The organism is Rhodoferax sp. (assembly GCF_039922535.1).
GTDB lineage: Bacteria > Pseudomonadota > Gammaproteobacteria > Burkholderiales > Burkholderiaceae_C > Rhodoferax_B.
Window position 1 is genome coordinate 18,242 of the sequence record NZ_JBDTEM010000368.1, and the last position, 14,656, is coordinate 32,897.

The 14,656-nt window shown below is 63.4% G+C and carries 15 protein-coding genes and 1 pseudogene; 9 read left to right on the top strand and 7 right to left on the bottom strand.

All coding sequences use genetic code 11. The features are described 5' to 3' along the window. Positions 1-11: 11 nt before the first annotated feature. Both ABI213_RS17645 and ABI213_RS17650 read right to left on the bottom strand, forming a co-directional pair. Positions 12-770: a sulfite exporter TauE/SafE family protein gene (locus ABI213_RS17645; RefSeq protein WP_348005515.1), complete on the bottom strand. Its 759-nt coding sequence runs from the start codon at positions 768-770 to the stop codon at positions 12-14. A gap of 91 nt (positions 771-861) precedes the next feature. Next, positions 862-1,785, bottom strand: a complete 924-nt coding sequence (locus ABI213_RS17650) for a LysR family transcriptional regulator (RefSeq protein WP_348005516.1) — start codon at positions 1,783-1,785, stop codon at positions 862-864. Positions 1,786-1,913: 128 nt separating this feature from the next. On the opposite strand from ABI213_RS17650, the gene ABI213_RS17655 reads away from it, so the two are divergent. From ABI213_RS17655 to ABI213_RS17665, 3 genes are read left to right on the top strand one after another with little or no spacing between them, the layout of a single operon-like run. After that, the gene (locus ABI213_RS17655; RefSeq protein WP_348005517.1) at positions 1,914-2,579 is read left to right on the top strand and encodes an RraA family protein; all 666 of its coding nucleotides are present in this window, start codon (positions 1,914-1,916) and stop codon (positions 2,577-2,579) included. A 27-nt stretch (positions 2,580-2,606) separates the two neighbouring features. Beyond that, positions 2,607-3,815, top strand: a complete 1,209-nt coding sequence (locus tag ABI213_RS17660) for a pyridoxal phosphate-dependent aminotransferase (protein ID WP_348005518.1) — start codon at positions 2,607-2,609, stop codon at positions 3,813-3,815. 51 nt (positions 3,816-3,866) lie between these two features. Continuing rightward, positions 3,867-4,760, top strand: a complete 894-nt coding sequence (locus ABI213_RS17665) for a transporter substrate-binding domain-containing protein (RefSeq protein WP_348005519.1) — start codon at positions 3,867-3,869, stop codon at positions 4,758-4,760. A gap of 147 nt (positions 4,761-4,907) precedes the next feature. On the opposite strand, the gene ABI213_RS17670 is transcribed toward ABI213_RS17665, so the two are convergent. Continuing rightward, positions 4,908-7,022, bottom strand: a complete 2,115-nt coding sequence (locus tag ABI213_RS17670) for a glycosyl hydrolase family 28 protein (RefSeq protein WP_348005520.1) — start codon at positions 7,020-7,022, stop codon at positions 4,908-4,910. A 351-nt stretch (positions 7,023-7,373) separates the two neighbouring features. On the opposite strand from ABI213_RS17670, the gene ABI213_RS17675 reads away from it, so the two are divergent. From ABI213_RS17675 to ABI213_RS17685, 3 genes are read left to right on the top strand one after another with little or no spacing between them, the layout of a single operon-like run. Beyond that, the gene (locus tag ABI213_RS17675) at positions 7,374-7,817 is read left to right on the top strand and encodes an OsmC family peroxiredoxin (protein ID WP_348005521.1); all 444 of its coding nucleotides are present in this window, start codon (positions 7,374-7,376) and stop codon (positions 7,815-7,817) included. Continuing rightward, positions 7,814-8,362: a DsbA family protein gene (locus ABI213_RS17680; RefSeq protein ID WP_348005522.1), complete on the top strand. Its 549-nt coding sequence runs from the start codon at positions 7,814-7,816 to the stop codon at positions 8,360-8,362. The genes ABI213_RS17675 and ABI213_RS17680 overlap by 4 nt, the downstream gene beginning before the upstream one ends. Positions 8,363-8,388: 26 nt before the next feature. Continuing rightward, a complete protein-coding gene (locus ABI213_RS17685) occupies positions 8,389-8,715 on the top strand; it encodes a plasmid stabilization protein (RefSeq protein WP_348005523.1) in 327 nt (108 codons plus the stop codon). Positions 8,716-8,721: 6 nt separating this feature from the next. On the opposite strand, the gene ABI213_RS17690 is transcribed toward ABI213_RS17685, so the two are convergent. Beyond that, a complete protein-coding gene (locus ABI213_RS17690) occupies positions 8,722-8,952 on the bottom strand; it encodes a 4Fe-4S binding protein (protein ID WP_348005524.1) in 231 nt (76 codons plus the stop codon). Between the two features lie 54 nt (positions 8,953-9,006). Here ABI213_RS17690 and ABI213_RS17695 point away from each other — a divergent pair, with 54 nt between their 5' ends. The 3 genes from ABI213_RS17695 (at position 9,007) to ABI213_RS17705 (ending at position 11,804) form a co-directional block, all read left to right on the top strand. Then, positions 9,007-9,756 carry a tRNA-uridine aminocarboxypropyltransferase gene (locus tag ABI213_RS17695; protein WP_348005525.1) on the top strand — a complete coding sequence of 250 codons (750 nt, stop codon included), beginning with the start codon at positions 9,007-9,009 and terminating at the stop codon, positions 9,754-9,756. Between the two features lie 114 nt (positions 9,757-9,870). After that, positions 9,871-11,091 (top strand): helix-turn-helix domain-containing protein, encoded by a 1,221-nt coding sequence (locus ABI213_RS17700; protein ID WP_348005526.1) that lies wholly within the window; start codon positions 9,871-9,873, stop codon positions 11,089-11,091. Positions 11,092-11,135: 44 nt separating this feature from the next. Continuing rightward, the gene (locus ABI213_RS17705) at positions 11,136-11,804 is read left to right on the top strand and encodes a hypothetical protein (RefSeq protein WP_348005527.1); all 669 of its coding nucleotides are present in this window, start codon (positions 11,136-11,138) and stop codon (positions 11,802-11,804) included. Between the two features lie 108 nt (positions 11,805-11,912). Here ABI213_RS17705 and yghU read toward each other — a convergent pair whose 3' ends face one another. The 3 genes and pseudogenes from yghU to ABI213_RS17720 form a co-directional block, all read right to left on the bottom strand. Further along, the gene (gene yghU, locus ABI213_RS17710; RefSeq protein ID WP_348005528.1) at positions 11,913-12,806 is read right to left on the bottom strand and encodes a glutathione-dependent disulfide-bond oxidoreductase; all 894 of its coding nucleotides are present in this window, start codon (positions 12,804-12,806) and stop codon (positions 11,913-11,915) included. Between the two features lie 211 nt (positions 12,807-13,017). Continuing rightward, positions 13,018-14,184 carry a class C beta-lactamase gene (gene ampC, locus ABI213_RS17715; RefSeq protein WP_348005529.1) on the bottom strand — a complete coding sequence of 389 codons (1,167 nt, stop codon included), beginning with the start codon at positions 14,182-14,184 and terminating at the stop codon, positions 13,018-13,020. Between the two features lie 105 nt (positions 14,185-14,289). Beyond that, positions 14,290-14,607 (bottom strand): annotated as a pseudogene (locus ABI213_RS17720) (glutathione-dependent disulfide-bond oxidoreductase); the annotation flags it as partial. Positions 14,608-14,656 lie beyond the last annotated feature (49 nt).

Here is a 14,656-nt window from a genome sequence, read left to right on the forward strand (position 1 = left end):
GAAGCTCTTATTTAAGTAGCAAACCGTACCAACAACTTGGGCACCGAGGCCACCAGCATGGCCACGCCCGAGGCCGTCAGCAGCCCCAGCACGATCTTGCGGAAGCTGGCTTCGCTGATACCGATGTACAGCCGCGCCCCCAGCAGCACGGGCACCAGCATGGCAGCGGCCACCACACCCAACATCGGCAGCATGCTGCGGGTGACGATGCCACGGGCCAGGTAGGTGCCCATGGTGACCAGCAGCATCGACAAATTGAAGTTCTGCACGATGGCGCGCTGCGCGTCTTTCTCCAGCCCGCGCAGCGTGCACCACAGCGTGGGTAGCGCGCCGGTAAAGCCGCCCAGCCCGCCCATCACCCCACCGACCAAGCCCACCACGCCATCGGCCCAGCGGCCACCGAAGGTGATTTTGGGCAAATGCCGGGACACCAGCATCGCCGGGCACCACACCACCAGCAGGCTGCCCAGCGCCAGCCGAAACCAGTCCATGTCCAGCCGCGGCAACAAGGCCACACCCAGCGGAATGCCCAGCAAGCCGCCCAGCACAAAGGGCAGCAAGGCCTTGATGTCAAAGCCCCGACGCACCGAGACTGCGGCGATGATCTGCCCGGTCAGCGAGCCAAACACCGCCAGCGCCGCCGCCAGCCGGGGCTCCAGCGTCCACACCCAGAACGACATCGACACCAAGCCAAAGGCAAAGCCCGACAAGCCCTGCACAAAGCCCGCCACCACCGCGCCCAACGCCACCACCCATACGACCGAATCCATTGCAGTCCCCCAATAACAGTGCCCGATTGTGGACAGTTCACAGCGCAACCAATGGACGAGCATGCCGGGCTCACATGGAATTTTGCGCCGCTCAGCCCTTGGTAAAAGTCTGGTCCAGCCCCTGGAACATGGCAGAGAAATCGCAGCACTCCTGCGCCAGCATCACGATGGACGCGACCAGGGTGCTGCGGTGCTCGCCCTTGTGCATGGCCACATAGGCCATGGGCGGTAAGGCGGGTGCCACGTCAACCACGGTCAGCATGCCGGCCGCCACCAGCGGTGCCAGGCAACGGTGCGGCAAGTAGCTGACGCCCAAGCCCGAAATCACCAGGCCCAGCATGGCCACCAGGTTACTCACCACGATGACCTCGCTGGGCTGCGCGCCCTGCTGCCGCATCCACGCGTCGTAAACCCGGCCGGTGCCCGACTGCGTGCCCTGCACCAGCATGCGGTACTGGGCGATCTCGTGCAGCTGCATGCGCCCGCTGGCGGGCAGCAGGCCGGGCTTGCACATCCAGGCGTGCTCCACCTGGCCAACCTGGGTGCTGGGGATGCGCGTGTCCGCAAACGCATCCGGCACAAACACCAGGTCCAGCTCGTCGGCCAGCACCTTGTCGCGCAGCTGCGGGCTGCTGTCCACCGTGGGCTCGATCGTCACCTTGGGATAGTGCAGGCGGATCAGCTCGATCAGGCGCGGCAGCCAGGTCATGGCGGTCAGCTCGGTGATGCCGATGCGCAGGCGGCGCTCCATCACCTCGGGTCGGCTGAACTGCTCGATGGCGGCATCGCGCTGCGCCAGCAGCTTCTTGGCCAGCAGGAACATCTCCTCGCCCTTTTCGGTCAGGCGCGCGCTGCGCTGGGCGCGGTCGAACAGCTCGGTTTCAAACAGCGCCTCCAGGTCGTGCACCCGCTTGGACACCGCCGACTGCGTGGTGTGCAGCTTATTCGCTGCCTGCGAGAAGCCGCCCAGCTGGGCAATCCAGTACAGCGCTTCCAGTTGCTTGAATGTGATCATCCTTACCCTCCAATCATCTCTTTATTCGATGTTAATGGATGAAATTTAATCGCTTTTAGAAATTCAACGCCACTTCCACAATCCACGCCAACGCAGCACCTGCACTTGTTTGGAAGAGGAAATTGACCGTGGCCCACCCCGTGTTTGAGATCAACCCTACCCCCGCCGTCGCCAGCAGCGAATTGCTCCAGGCCTTTCAGCAGGTGGTTACGCCGCACATCAGCGACAACCTGCAGCGCCTGTCCGGCATCACCGGTTTGCGCCGCTTCCACCGCGCCAAGAAGCTGGTCGGCACGGCCTTCACGGTCAAGGCCCGGCCCGGCGACAACCTGCTGATCTACAAGGCCCTGCAAGCCCTGCAACCCGGCCACGTGTTGGTGGTAGATGGCGCGGGCGACCCCACCAATGCATTGGTGGGCGAACTCATCATGCTCTACGCCCAGCAACGCGGCTGCGCCGGTTTTGTGCTGGACGCGGCCATCCGCGACACCACCGCGTTCTTTGAGGCCGACTTCCCCTGCTATGCCCGCAGCGTCAGCCACCGTGGCCCGTACAAGCTGGGCCCAGGTGCGATTAACTGCGCTGTCAGCGTGGGTGGGCAAGTGGTGCAACCGGGCGATCTAGTGGTGGGCGATGAAGACGGTGTGGTTAGCTTCCCGCAGGCCGATGCCGCCCGCCTGCTGGCCGCCATCCGCACCACAGAAGCCAATGAAAACGCCATCAAGGCCGAGATCGCCAATGGCCGCGTCGAGCAGCACTGGCTGGCCAAGGTGCTGCACGCCCACGGCCTTTGACACCCCACACCACCACCGAAAGCCTCTGTGACCTCTTTACTTTCCACCCGCCTGGCCCAGGTCAAGCCCTCGCCCAGCATCGCCGCCAAAGCCCGCGTAGACGCACTGCGCGCCGCTGGCCGCACCATCATCGACTTCACCCTGGGCGAGCCGGACTTCGCCACGCCCGCGCACATCGTGCAAGCCGGCATCACCGCGCTGGCCGAGGGGCACACCAAGTACACCGGCTCAACAGGTACGCCAACCCTGCGCGCCGCCGTGCAAGCCAAGCTGCAGCATGAAAACGGCCTGGCGTTCAAGCTGGACGAAATCATCGTCGGCGTGGGCGCCAAGAGCCTGATCTTCAACGCCTTTGCTGCCACGCTCAACGCGGGTGACGAGGTCATCATCCCCGCGCCATTCTGGGTGTCTTACCCCGACATGGTGTTGCTCAACGGCGGCACGCCAGTCATCGCGCCCAGCACCGAAGCCAGCGGCTTCAAGCTCACGGCAGCCGCATTACAAGCCGCCATCACACCGCAAACGCGCTGGCTGGTGCTGAACACCCCCAACAACCCCAGCGGCGCGGTCTATACCCGGGCCGAGCTGGAGGCGATCTGCGCCGTGCTGCGCGCGCACCCGCAGGTCTGGCTGATGACTGATGAGATCTACGAGCACTTTGTCTTCGGCGATGCGCAGCACCTGTCGCCGCTGAATGTGGCGCCCGATCTGGCAAACCGCAGCCTCATCATCAACGGCCTGTCCAAGGCCTACGCCATGACCGGCTGGCGCATCGGTTATGCCGCAGGCCCGGCAGCACTGGTCAAAGCCCTGGGCTTGCTGGCATCGCAAACGACCACTTGCGCCAGCGCCATGGGCCAGGCGGCAGCCGCCGTCGCGCTATCCGGTCCGCAGGCCTGCGTAACCGAGGCCCGCCAACTGTTCGAGGCGCGGCGCGACCGCATGGTGCAGCTGCTGAACGAGATTCCAGGCATCCACTGCGCCACCCCGCAAGGTGCCTTCTACGTATTCCCCAATGTCACCGGCCTGCTGGGTCGGCACACACCCGACGGCACGCAACTGGCGAGCGATCTGGACGTGATGCTGTTCCTGTTGAACCAGGTCGGCGTGGCCAGTATTGACGGTGGCTCCTACGGCATGCCAGGTTTTCTGCGCTTGTCGTTTGCCACCGCCATGGAGCAGATCGAAGCTGGCTGCCTGGCCATCCGCCAGGCCGTGCAATCGCTGCAGCCCTGAGCACGCCCCGTTTCCCCACCCGCTATACCATTCCACCCCAGAAAGTCTGCCATGCACCATCGACTCTCCCGTTTACTCGGCCTCAGCGCCATGTTTCTCTGCTCTGCCGCACTGGCGCAGAGTGACACGCTCAGCAAGGTCAAACAAACCGGCATCATCAACATTGGCAGCCGCGACAGCCAGGTGCCATTTTCTTACCAGCCGACCGGCGGCGATGCGCCCACCGGCTTCACCAACGACATCTGCCTGAAGATTGTGGATGCCGTGAAAACCAAGCTCGGCCTGTCCAGCCTGGAGGTGCGCTACACCACGCTGACCTCCACCAACCGCATCCCCCTGCTGACCAACGGCACGGTAGACCTGGACTGCGCCACCACCACCAACACGGTGCAACGCCAGCAGCAAGTCGGCTTCGCACCTAGCCACTTCGTGACCAATATCACCGCCGCGGTGAAGACCAAGTCGGGCATCAACAGCATCGCCGAGCTGGGTGGTAAGACCGTAGCCACGGTGGCGGGCAGCACCGCCATCCAGCTACTGCGCAACTACCGCAAGAGTGAGAAGGTGGATGTGCAGGAGCTGTCGGGCAAGGACACGGCCGATGCGTTTTTGCTGCTGGCCTCCGACCGTACCCAAGCCTACATTCTGGACGACGTGCAACTGGCCGGCCTGATCGCCACCTCGCCCAAACCCAGCGACTACAAGATCCTGTCCAAGGAGTCGCTGCGCCAAGAGCCCTACGGCATCATGTACCGCAAGGACGACCCGCAGTTCAAGGAGCTGGTGGACAAAACCGTCACCGATTTGATGAAGTCCGGTGCCATTGAGCAGATCTACGCCAAGTGGTTCACCAAGCCGATTCCGCCGAACAACATCAACCTCAACTTCCCGATGTCGGACGCAGTGCGCGAGCTGTACAAGAACCCGAACAACAAAGGGGTGTGACAGTCGGCGCGGTAGCTACCGCAGAGTGCACAGCATCTGGCGCTGGCCGTACCGCCGTCTGTAGCTATTCACCTTAAAAAACTATTGTTTTTATAGCTTCCCGCGCAGGTACTACCTGCGCTGGAGGCCATTCTGATAGTTATTTTTCTAATTGGCCCAGTGCGAGCCAAACAGGTTGGACTCGCCAATCGCCGGGAAGTCCACAAAGGCCTTGCTGCAATCCAGCACCTGCTCGCCCGTAGGGTTGGCCGTCAGGCTGGTCGTGCCGGTGAGTACGACGCGCTCGGCGGTAGAGGCAAAGATTGGCAGGTTCACGTTGCTCAGCGTCAGCTTGGCATCCGACACCGTAGAGGCGATGTCCAGCGGCGTATCGGCCAGCACATTGGTCATGGACATCACCAGCGGGAACGCAGGGTTGTTGAAGCCGCCGGTATTGGCCTGAAAGCCTTGCAGCTTGACCTTGGAGTCGCCCAGGATGCGCACGTTGTTCAGCGTGATGTCATGGAAGTTGGGATACAAGGGGCCGGTTGCGGGCAAGGCCTTGGTGCTGTAGTACGGGGTGAACAGCAGCGCGTTCTGGGCGTTCTTGATGCAGATGTTTTCATAGAAGATATTGCTCACCTCACCACCACGGGCGTAGTCGGACTTGATGCGCAGGCCTTCTTCCGAGTCTTGGAACGAGTTGTCATACACGTGCACGTTGGTCACGCCCGCATTGGTTTCGCTGCCTACCGAAATACCGTGCCCCCAGTAGATGTGGTTGTGCGCCACCACCATGCCCCATTTGCGGTCTGCCCGCACGTCGCGGTTGCCGTCAATGGCAAATAGCCCGGAGCCTGCAGGCGTGGGGTTGTTGCTGCCTTTGAAGGCCATGTCGTCGTCGCCGGTGCTGACGTAGTTGTAGGCAAACACAAAGTTCTTCAGATACCCGTCAAACGACATGGCGCTGGCCGAGGTGGTGGTGCTGCCGGTGCTCAGCTTGGCCGAGGTGGCCTTCTTTTCGGCACCGGGGTCGAATGCGTCGGTGTTTTTGACGTTGTCGGCATTGAAGGTTTCGCCGGTGTACAGCGGGTTGCCATTGCCTGCCGGGTTGGCAAATGCGGCCAGCGAAGGCGTTTGCACCTTCACGCCCCACACCGTCAAGCCGTCCACACCGCTGGGCACCACGTGGAAGTTGGCGCTGTTGTTCAGCGAAATGCGGTACAGCGTGAGGTTCTTGGCGTAGCTGAACACCATCATGCGAAAGTTGGACTGCGATGCCGAGCCGGTGGTGCCGTTTTGCACCATATTGCCCAGGTAGGCCAGGTCCCACCAGGTCATGTTGCGCACCGATGACTTGGAGTTGACATAGGTGCCACCGTTGTCGCAGGCCACGCCGTCGGCCGCCTGCGTGCCCGCCGCGTAGTTGACGTAGGTGTTGGAGCAGCTCATGTCCACCTTCATCAGCGGGTACAGCTTGTTGGTGGTCACAATTTCGGCATAGCCACGGCTGTCAATGCTGCCGTCGCCCACCACGGCCGAGTTGACCAGGTTGCTACCGTTGATCAGTGCCGAGCAGTTGGACGAACTGCCGCCCTTGGTCGCGCTCACGGCGGTGTTGGCGCAATACGGCCCCGCTGGCAAAGGCGAATAGGCCATCACGTCGCGCGTGGCGTACAGCGTGGCCCCTTTGTCGATCCACAGCGTTACGCCCGACGGCAGCGTTAGCGGCCCGCTGATGAAACCATTGCCGGGGCCGGTGGTGCTGGCCACCAGCCGCACGGCGAACTTGCTGGCCTTGTACTGCGGTTTGGCCAGCTCTTCACCCGACACACCGGCAATGTTCACGTTGGGTGCCGATGCGGCTTTTTGTGCTGCGGTGGCGGTGGCATCGGCAGCGGCAATCGCCGCGCCTACCTCGGCATTTACCGCCGCACCACAGGCATTCAGCGCCGCCTGGATGCGGGCCTGGTCGGGGTTGGCCGTGGCCGTGGTCACCGCCACGCTGACGCCGGTTTTGGACGGGTCTGCCTCGGGGGGCAGCGCGCCATCGGGTCGGCGTACCAGGTTGTTGCTTGCCTCCAGCGTGGCGCACACCTGCGCGTCGGTGGGCAAGCTGGGCTCGGGCGGCAGGTTGCTATCAGAGGTGGTGGTTCCCACCTGGAAGACTTTGGGCGCCGTGCTGACTGGGGTGTCACTGCCGCCACCGCAGCCCAGCAGGGGCAGTGCCACGGCGATGCAGGAAATCAGCAAGCGGGTGCCGTTCCAAGGATTTTTTCGCATAGTTTTGTCTTTCGTCATTGTTGTAGGGATGCGCATGCGGGCGGCCTGCATGGGGCATGGGGAGGCCGGGAGAAAAACGGGCGTGGGCGCTTAGCGGACACCGTGGAAAACGCAATCAGCAGAGGTGGATGGTGGATGTTTCAAGATTTAACTTGTCTGACATCATATAAATTTAGACAGCCCTGTCATACAGGGTAAACCCAGTGCCGCCGTAGCACCGCACCCAATAAGTCAGACATCCTATAAGCAGCGCAGCCAGACAAGCGATGGACCTGTGTGCGCTGCCGCACAGACCCCATCGGCGCGGCTTGCCACCATAGACACCCATTCCATTGACTGAAAGGCCCCGCCATGATCGAGAAAACCGCTACCGTCCATTGGGAAGGCCCCGGCAAAAAAGGCCAAGGGCAGATCAGCACCGAAACCGGCGCGCTCAAGGCCTACCCCTACGGCTTTGCCAGCCGGTTTGAAGACGACCGCAAGGGCAGCAACCCCGAGGAAATCCTGGGCGCAGCGCATGCGGCCTGCTTCGCCATGGCGTTCTCGTTTGCCTGCGACAAAGCGGGCTTTGCCACCGCCACGGTGGATACCCAGGCCCAAGTGCGCCTGGTGCCGCAAGGTGAAGGGTTTGCCATCGACCGCATTGCGCTGACCTTGAAAGCCAGCGTGCCCGGCCTGGATGAAGCCCAGTTCCAGGCCATAGCGCAGGCCGCCAAGCGCGATTGCCCCTTGTCCAAAGCCTTGGCCAGCGTGCCCGAGATCACGCTACAAGCCACCCTGAGAGCAAGCCCATGAACCGCATTGACAGCACCGACACCGCCGAAGCAGGCTTGTCTGCAGCCGACCACGCCATGGGTTCGCCCGATGCCAAGCTGACGCTGGTGGAGTACGGCGACTACGAATGCCCCGCCTGCCTGCAAGCCGAGCCGCTGGTGCGACATCTGATGGAGACCGAAGGCCACCGCCTGCGCTTTGTGTTCCGGCACTACCCGCTGGTTGAGGTGCACCCACACGCCGAGCTGGCCGCCGAGGCCGCCGAAGCTGCTGCCGCACAAGGCAAGTTCTGGCCCATGCACCACCTGCTTTTCGCCCAAAAGCAGCACTTGGATGCGGCCTCCCTGGCGGGCTACGCGGAGTCCATCGGCCTGGACATGTTGCGCTACCACGGCGAGATGAACGACCGCATCTACACCCAGCGGGTACAGGAACACCGGCGGGCAGGCGACCGCAGCGGCCTGCGCGCCACGCCGACCTTTTTCCTCAACGACGCGGTGATCGATGTGTCGTTTGGTTTCGACAAGCTCACCGAGGCGGTGCACGCGGCGTTAAAAGGCCGCTAAGTCCATCTCCCCAACCAGGAGCGAACATGCCTACCAAAGCCTGGAGCGCCAAACGCGAGCGCCAATACACGCACATCAAAACCAGCCTGCTGGAGCGCGGCAAGCCCGAACCCCTGGCCGAGGAGATCGCGGCACGTGTCGTCAACAAGGAACGGGCCCAGCACGGCGAATCGGTGGAGGCCAGCGCGTCCTCGCTCAACGACATGTCCGCCAGCCGACGTGGCGGGCTGCGCTCGCACAAGGGCGCGGGCGGCCGCACCCTGCTGCAATTGCGCAACGAGGCCCGCCAGCGGGGCGTGAAAGGCAGGTCAAAAATGAACAAGGCCGAGCTGGAAGCCGCCTTGCAGCGGTAGCCGGGCTTACCTGCTTAGCCCTCGGGCACCCACCATGGCGATGGCATCAAACGGGCAGCGCACCGCACATTTGCGGCAGCCGGTGCAGGCATCCATGTCGCTGACGACCGAAAACTTCTTCCAGCCCTGCGGCTCCAGCGACAGCAAATGCAGGTGGCAGGTGGGCACACACCAGCCGCAGCCGGTGCAGCGGTGGGTGTCGATCACGGGTTTGGGGACGGGGCGTAGGGACGGCATGGCCACTACATCATAGGCAGGCGGTGCCGGGTGCGGTGCAGAATCGCCCCCTCTATGCAGCATTCACACCCACTTCAGCACGCGCCTAAGCACGCGGTTTCCCGCCTGCGCGACCAGCGCCTGGCGCGCAGTGCCAAACCCTTCATCGCCCGGGGTGCCCGCGCGCCGCGCTGCCCTGGCTGCCGGGTGCTGTTCAGCCATTGCCTGTGCACCCTGCGCCCCGATGTACCCACCCAGGCGGGCATGTGCCTGATCATGTGCGACATCGAGCCGCTCAAACCCAGCAACACCGGCTGGCTGATCGCTGATGTAGTCAAAGACACCGCAGCATTCGGCTGGACCCGCACCGAGGTGGACCCGGCCCTGATCGCCCTGCTGGCCGACCCGCAGTGGACACCCTACCTGGTATTTCCCGGCGAATACCTGCCCGCCGAACGCGTAGTGACCGAGGTGCCCGCGGTGCCCGGCAAGCGTCCGCTGTTTGTGCTGCTGGATGCCACCTGGCCCGAAGCCCGCAAGATGTTCCGCAAAAGCCCGTACCTGAACCACCTGCCGGTGTTGAGCCTGTTGCCGGAACAGCTCTCGCGCTACCGGCTGCGCCGCACTACCCGTACCGACCACCTGTGCACCTCCGAAGTCGCCGCCCGCTGCCTGGCCCTGGCGGGCGAGGAGCATGCCGCCGAAACCCTGGACGCGTATCTGGAGGTGTTCACCAGCCACTACATGGATGCCAAGCAGTCGGTGCTGCCGGATCTGGAGGATGCGGCGCATCTGCGGCTGCGGGAGCTGGTGAACACTGTTTAGTTCCGCCAGTGCACATTCCACCTGCGCTGGCAGCTATTTAATCCATAGCATATGGATGGGTTTCGAACGGACTGCGCACCTCTAGGTCAGCGCGAGCTGGTGTAGCCTGCGGCCATGGACTCTTTGATCACCGCCGCTGCACGTGCCCTCGCCGCCGGTGACGCACTGGGGGCCCTCAAACGGGTTGCGCTGCGCGACGATCCCCCGGCGCTGGCCCTGCGGGGCATTGCCATGGCCCAGCTCGGCGAACACCCGCGCGCCCGAGAGCTGTTGCGCCGCGCCGCCCGGGGCTTCGGAGCCCATGAGGCGCTGGCCCGTGCGCGCTGCGTCGTCGCCGAGGCCGAGGTGGCGCTGGCCATGCGCGACCTCAGCGACTCGCCGCGTGGTTTGGCGGCGGCATCGGCCACGCTGGAAGCCCACGCCGACCACGCCAACGCGTGGCAAGCACAACTCATCGCGGCGCGCCAGCAGTTGCTGCTGGGCCGCATCGACGAGGCTGCGGCCACGCTGGCGCGGCTAGCTCAACATACACTGCCGCCGCCACTGGCCGCCGTGGCCGACCTGGCCGCGGCAGAGCTGGCGCTGCGTTCCCTGCGCATCGACGTGGCGCGGGCGGCACTGGCGCGGGCAGAGGCCGCCGCCCAGCACGCCCGCGTGCCCGCGTTGCTGGCCGAGGTGGCACAGGCGCGGACCGCGCTGGACCAGCCCGCCGCGCGGCAACTGTCCGCCCACGGCGAGAAGTTGCTGCGCCTGGACGCGGTGGCCGCGCTGCTGGCCTCGGACACGCTGGTGGTCGATGCCTGCCGCCACGGTATCCGTGCCGGGGCCGTATGGCTGCCGCTGGCACGGCGGCCCCTATTGTTCGCGCTGGCGCGGGCACTGGCCACCGCCTGGCCGGGCGATGTGGACCGGGAAGCCCTGATCGCCGATGCCTTCCGCACCCGCCACCCCGACGAGACACACCGCGCCCGCCTGCGGGTCGAGATCGGTCGGCTGCGCGCGCTGGCCAAAGAGATGGCGCAGATCGAGGCGACCACGCGGGGCTTCATCTTGCAGCCGCGCAACGCGCGCCCCGTGGCCGTGCTGGCACCGCCCATCGATGGCGACCAGGCCTCCCTGGTAGCCCTGCTGTCCGATGGCGCGGCCTGGTCCACCTCGGCGTTGGCGCTGGCGCTGGGCGACAGCCAGCGCACCGTGCAGCGCGCACTGGCCGAACTCGAAGCCGCCGGGCGGGTGCGCGCCATCGGGCAAGCACGGGCACGCCGCTGGCTGGCCCCCACACTGGCCGGATTCACGACGATCTTGTTACTCCCCGCTGCGCTGCCGTTTGCATAAAGTGGCATCCAGGCACCCAACCCGGGCGCTACAAGGAACCCACCATGACCACTAAAGACACACTTCAGCCCGCCGCACACGCCGCAGAAATCGTGCGCGAGTACGGCCCGTTCGACGGCATCGAGAACATCCACGGTGTCAGCCACGACGGCCAGCGCGTATGGGCCGCCACCGGTGCCACCCTGCTCGCCTTCGATCCCGCCAGCGGCGAGCCCACGCGCACGCTCCACCGGGCCTGCGATGCAGGCACCGCCTTTGACGGCACCTACCTCTACCAGATCGCCGAAACCCGCATCGACAAGATCGACCCGGCCAGTGGCGAGGTGGTGGCATCCATCCCGGCACCGGGCAGCGGCAGCGACTCGGGCCTGACCTGGGCCGAAGGCAGCCTGTGGGTCGGCCAGTACCGCGACCGCAAGATCCACCAGATCAACCCGGCCACCGGTGCGCTCATCCGCAGCATCGAGTCCAACCGCTTCGTGACCGGTGTGACCTGGGTGGACGGCGAGCTGTGGCACGGCACCTGGGAGGGCGACCAGAGCGAACTCCGCCACATCAACCCGCAAGACGGTGCCGTGCTGGAACGGCTGGAAATGCCACCCGGCACCGGCGTCAGCGGGCTCGAATCCGACGGGGCCGACCTGTTTTACTGCGGCGGCGGAGGCAGCGGCAAGGTCCGCGCGGTACGGCGGCCAAAAAGCGCCCAGGCCTAGCCACACCTGCAGTACGCGCAGATGGCGCAACAGGCAGCAACGCTACACTTTAAATAGCTGCTTGCGCAGGTGTCCATTGCGCTGGCGTCCTATTTTTCTTATAACGCCTCAGGCTTTGCCGGCCAGCTTGTCCTGCGTCTGGGTGTCGAAATCGCTAGCCGCATGGCGCTCATGCAGTTGCTCAGAAGGCTCGCCAAAGGCGCGATTCACCATGCGCCCGCGCTGCACCGCCGGGCGCGCGGCGATCTGCTTGGCCCAGCGCAGCACGTGGGTGTATTCGTGCACGCTCAAAAACTCAGCCGCGCCATACAGCGTCCCCAAGACCAGGCCGCCGTACCAGGGCCACACCGCCATGTCGGCGATGGTGTAGTCCTCACCTGCCAGGTAGGTGTGGTCGGCCAGGTGGTGGTCCAGCACGTCCAGCTGGCGCTTCACTTCCATCGCGTAGCGGTTGATCGGGTATTCAAACTTGGCCGGTGCATAGGCGTAGAAATGGCCAAAGCCGCCGCCCAAAAACGGCGCGCTGCCCATCTGCCAGAACAGCCACGACAGGCATTCGGCCCGCGCTGCGCCGCTGGCGGGCAAAAACGCGCCAAACTTCTCGGCCAGGTGCTGCAGGATCGCCCCGGACTCAAACACCCGCACCGGCTCGGCCCCGCTGTGGTCCATCAAGGCCGGAATCTTGGAATTGGGGTTGACCTCGACAAAGCCGCTGCCAAACTGGTCGCCGGTGTTGATGCGGATCAACCAGGCGTCGTATTCGGCACCGCTGTGGCCCAGGGCCAGCAGTTCCTCCAACATGATGGTGACCTTGACACCATTCGGCGTGGCCAGCGAATACAGCTGCAGCGGATGCTTGCCAACCGGCAGCACCTTGTCATGCGTAGCCCCCGAAATCGGGCGGTTGATGTTGGCAAACTGGCCGCCGTTTTCCTGGTCCCAGGTCCAGACTTTGGGGGGCACGTAGGGGATAGTGACGGTTTGGGCGGTGGCATCGGTCATGTGGTGGGCTCCTTGAAGCGAATGGGGTCAACAACTGTGTGGATGGCAGGTTAGCCGCAGGGCGATGCCCCGTGGGATTTAAGGTTTTGGCACTGGTTTGCCAAGACACAGTTACCACGCTCTTCGAATTTCTACCTTAGTCGCCACGTGCATTAGCGCAGGTTCGCTAAATGACCTCGGGCGACGCACCGGTCCGGCCGCTGGTGGAGACTCAGCGCGACAACTCCTCAAAAATCTTGTGGGCCAGCGCAACCCGCTCTTCGTTCGGATAGTTTTTGTTGGCAAGCACCACGATCCCAAACCGTTTTGCGGGAACAAAGGCCACATATGCACCAAAGCCGTTGGTCGATCCGGTCTTGTTCACCCACGCGTTCTTGCCAGGATTAGCGGGCGGAACCAGGGCGACAACCGGGGTTGGACGGTAGATAAGCGCAGCCGAATTGCCCTTTTGCAAAACTTGAAGTTCAACAGGCAGTGCGTATTCTTCCCAAATGAGGTCTTGCGTCATGTCGCCAACCTGGAAGTAGCCTTGGCGAGTGCGGTCCAAAGCAGTCTGCAGCTTGCCATCGATTGTGAGCATGCCCATGTTGGCCTTCAGGAAGCGGATGAGGTCCGTGGCGGTTGTCTTCACACCGTACGCCTCGTCGGCCAGCACGCCTGGATTCACCCGTACCGGCAGGTTCTGCTTGTTGTAACCAAAAGCATAGCTGCCGATCTTCTGCGCAGGAACATGGATGTACGTGCTGTTCAGCCCCAGTGGCCGAAAGATTGCATTGCCGAGGGCGATGGTGAAACTTTGGTGCAGGCTCTTCGCCGCAACCAAACCCAGGGTCCCAATACTGGGGTTCGCATAGGTGCGGACTTCGCCTGTCTTGTAGGGCGGCTTCCACGCCCGAAAGTAGCCCATCAGCTGGGCCTCATTTTCGACCGAATCGGGCACTTGCAAAGGCAAGCCGCCGGTAGTGTGCGTGCCCAGGTGAAAGAGTTGCAGCCTACCGAAGTCCGTGTCCTTGAGCTCCGGCAGATAGGTATCCACCGTGTCAGACAGTTTCAAATTTCCATGGACCTCTGCATAGCTAGCCAAGCTGGCCGTAAAGGTTTTGCTGATGGAGCCAATCTCAAAAATGGTGGAATCAGCCACATGCTGCTGGTCTTTTACCGAGGCCAAGCCATAGTTAAAAACAAAAGTCTGCTCACCGACAACCAAGCCAATGGCAAGCCCGGGGATTTGATTTTTCTCCATGGCCGGCTTCACCGCTTCCGACGTAACCCGCTGCGCTTGTGCACGCGAAATCTCGGCGGCATGGGACGCAAGCGTAAGCCCCAACCCCAGTGCCAACATCGCACCAGTCAAAAATCGTCTATCCCAATTCTTCATAAATTTATCTCAGCCATGAAACAGTTTTAAGCAGCAGTGCCCGATTTTCCACAACCGCAAACGTCACATCCGGCAGGCTGCAAACCCCGCCCCACATCCGACGGCACCGCTGTCGTCCATCAAGGCCGGAATCTTGGAATTGGGGTTGACCTCAACAAAGCCGCTGCCAAACTGGCCGCCGGTGTTGATGCGGATCAGCCAGGCGTCGTATTCGGCACCGGTGTGGCCCAGCGCCAGCAGTTCTTCCAGCATGATGGTGACCTTCACGCCATTCGGTGTGGCCAGCGAATACAGCTGGAAAGGGTGCTTGCCGACCGGCAACTCCTTGTCATGCGTAGCCCCCGAAATCGGCCGGTTGATGTTGGCAAACTGCCCGCCGTTTTCCTGGTCCCAGGTCCAGACTTTGGGGGGGCACGTAGGCAGTGCTAGTGTGGTGTTGTGTGCTTGATGGAACAAATAAAACCGATGGATT

Coding starts and splice junctions, on each gene's coding strand:
- ABI213_RS17645 (WP_348005515.1), bottom strand. CDS start 770: ATGGATTCGGTCGTATGGGTGGTGGCGTTGGGCGCGGTGGTGGCGGGC.
- ABI213_RS17650 (WP_348005516.1), bottom strand. CDS start 1,785: ATGATCACATTCAAGCAACTGGAAGCGCTGTACTGGATTGCCCAGCTG.
- ABI213_RS17665 (WP_348005519.1), top strand. CDS start 3,867: ATGCACCATCGACTCTCCCGTTTACTCGGCCTCAGCGCCATGTTTCTC.
- ABI213_RS17670 (WP_348005520.1), bottom strand. CDS start 7,022: ATGCGAAAAAATCCTTGGAACGGCACCCGCTTGCTGATTTCCTGCATC.
- ABI213_RS17675 (WP_348005521.1), top strand. CDS start 7,374: ATGATCGAGAAAACCGCTACCGTCCATTGGGAAGGCCCCGGCAAAAAA.
- ABI213_RS17680 (WP_348005522.1), top strand. CDS start 7,814: ATGAACCGCATTGACAGCACCGACACCGCCGAAGCAGGCTTGTCTGCA.
- ABI213_RS17685 (WP_348005523.1), top strand. CDS start 8,389: ATGCCTACCAAAGCCTGGAGCGCCAAACGCGAGCGCCAATACACGCAC.
- ABI213_RS17690 (WP_348005524.1), bottom strand. CDS start 8,952: ATGCCGTCCCTACGCCCCGTCCCCAAACCCGTGATCGACACCCACCGC.
- ABI213_RS17695 (WP_348005525.1), top strand. CDS start 9,007: ATGCAGCATTCACACCCACTTCAGCACGCGCCTAAGCACGCGGTTTCC.
- ABI213_RS17700 (WP_348005526.1), top strand. CDS start 9,871: ATGGACTCTTTGATCACCGCCGCTGCACGTGCCCTCGCCGCCGGTGAC.
- ABI213_RS17705 (WP_348005527.1), top strand. CDS start 11,136: ATGACCACTAAAGACACACTTCAGCCCGCCGCACACGCCGCAGAAATC.
- yghU (WP_348005528.1), bottom strand. CDS start 12,806: ATGACCGATGCCACCGCCCAAACCGTCACTATCCCCTACGTGCCCCCC.
- ampC (WP_348005529.1), bottom strand. CDS start 14,184: ATGAAGAATTGGGATAGACGATTTTTGACTGGTGCGATGTTGGCACTG.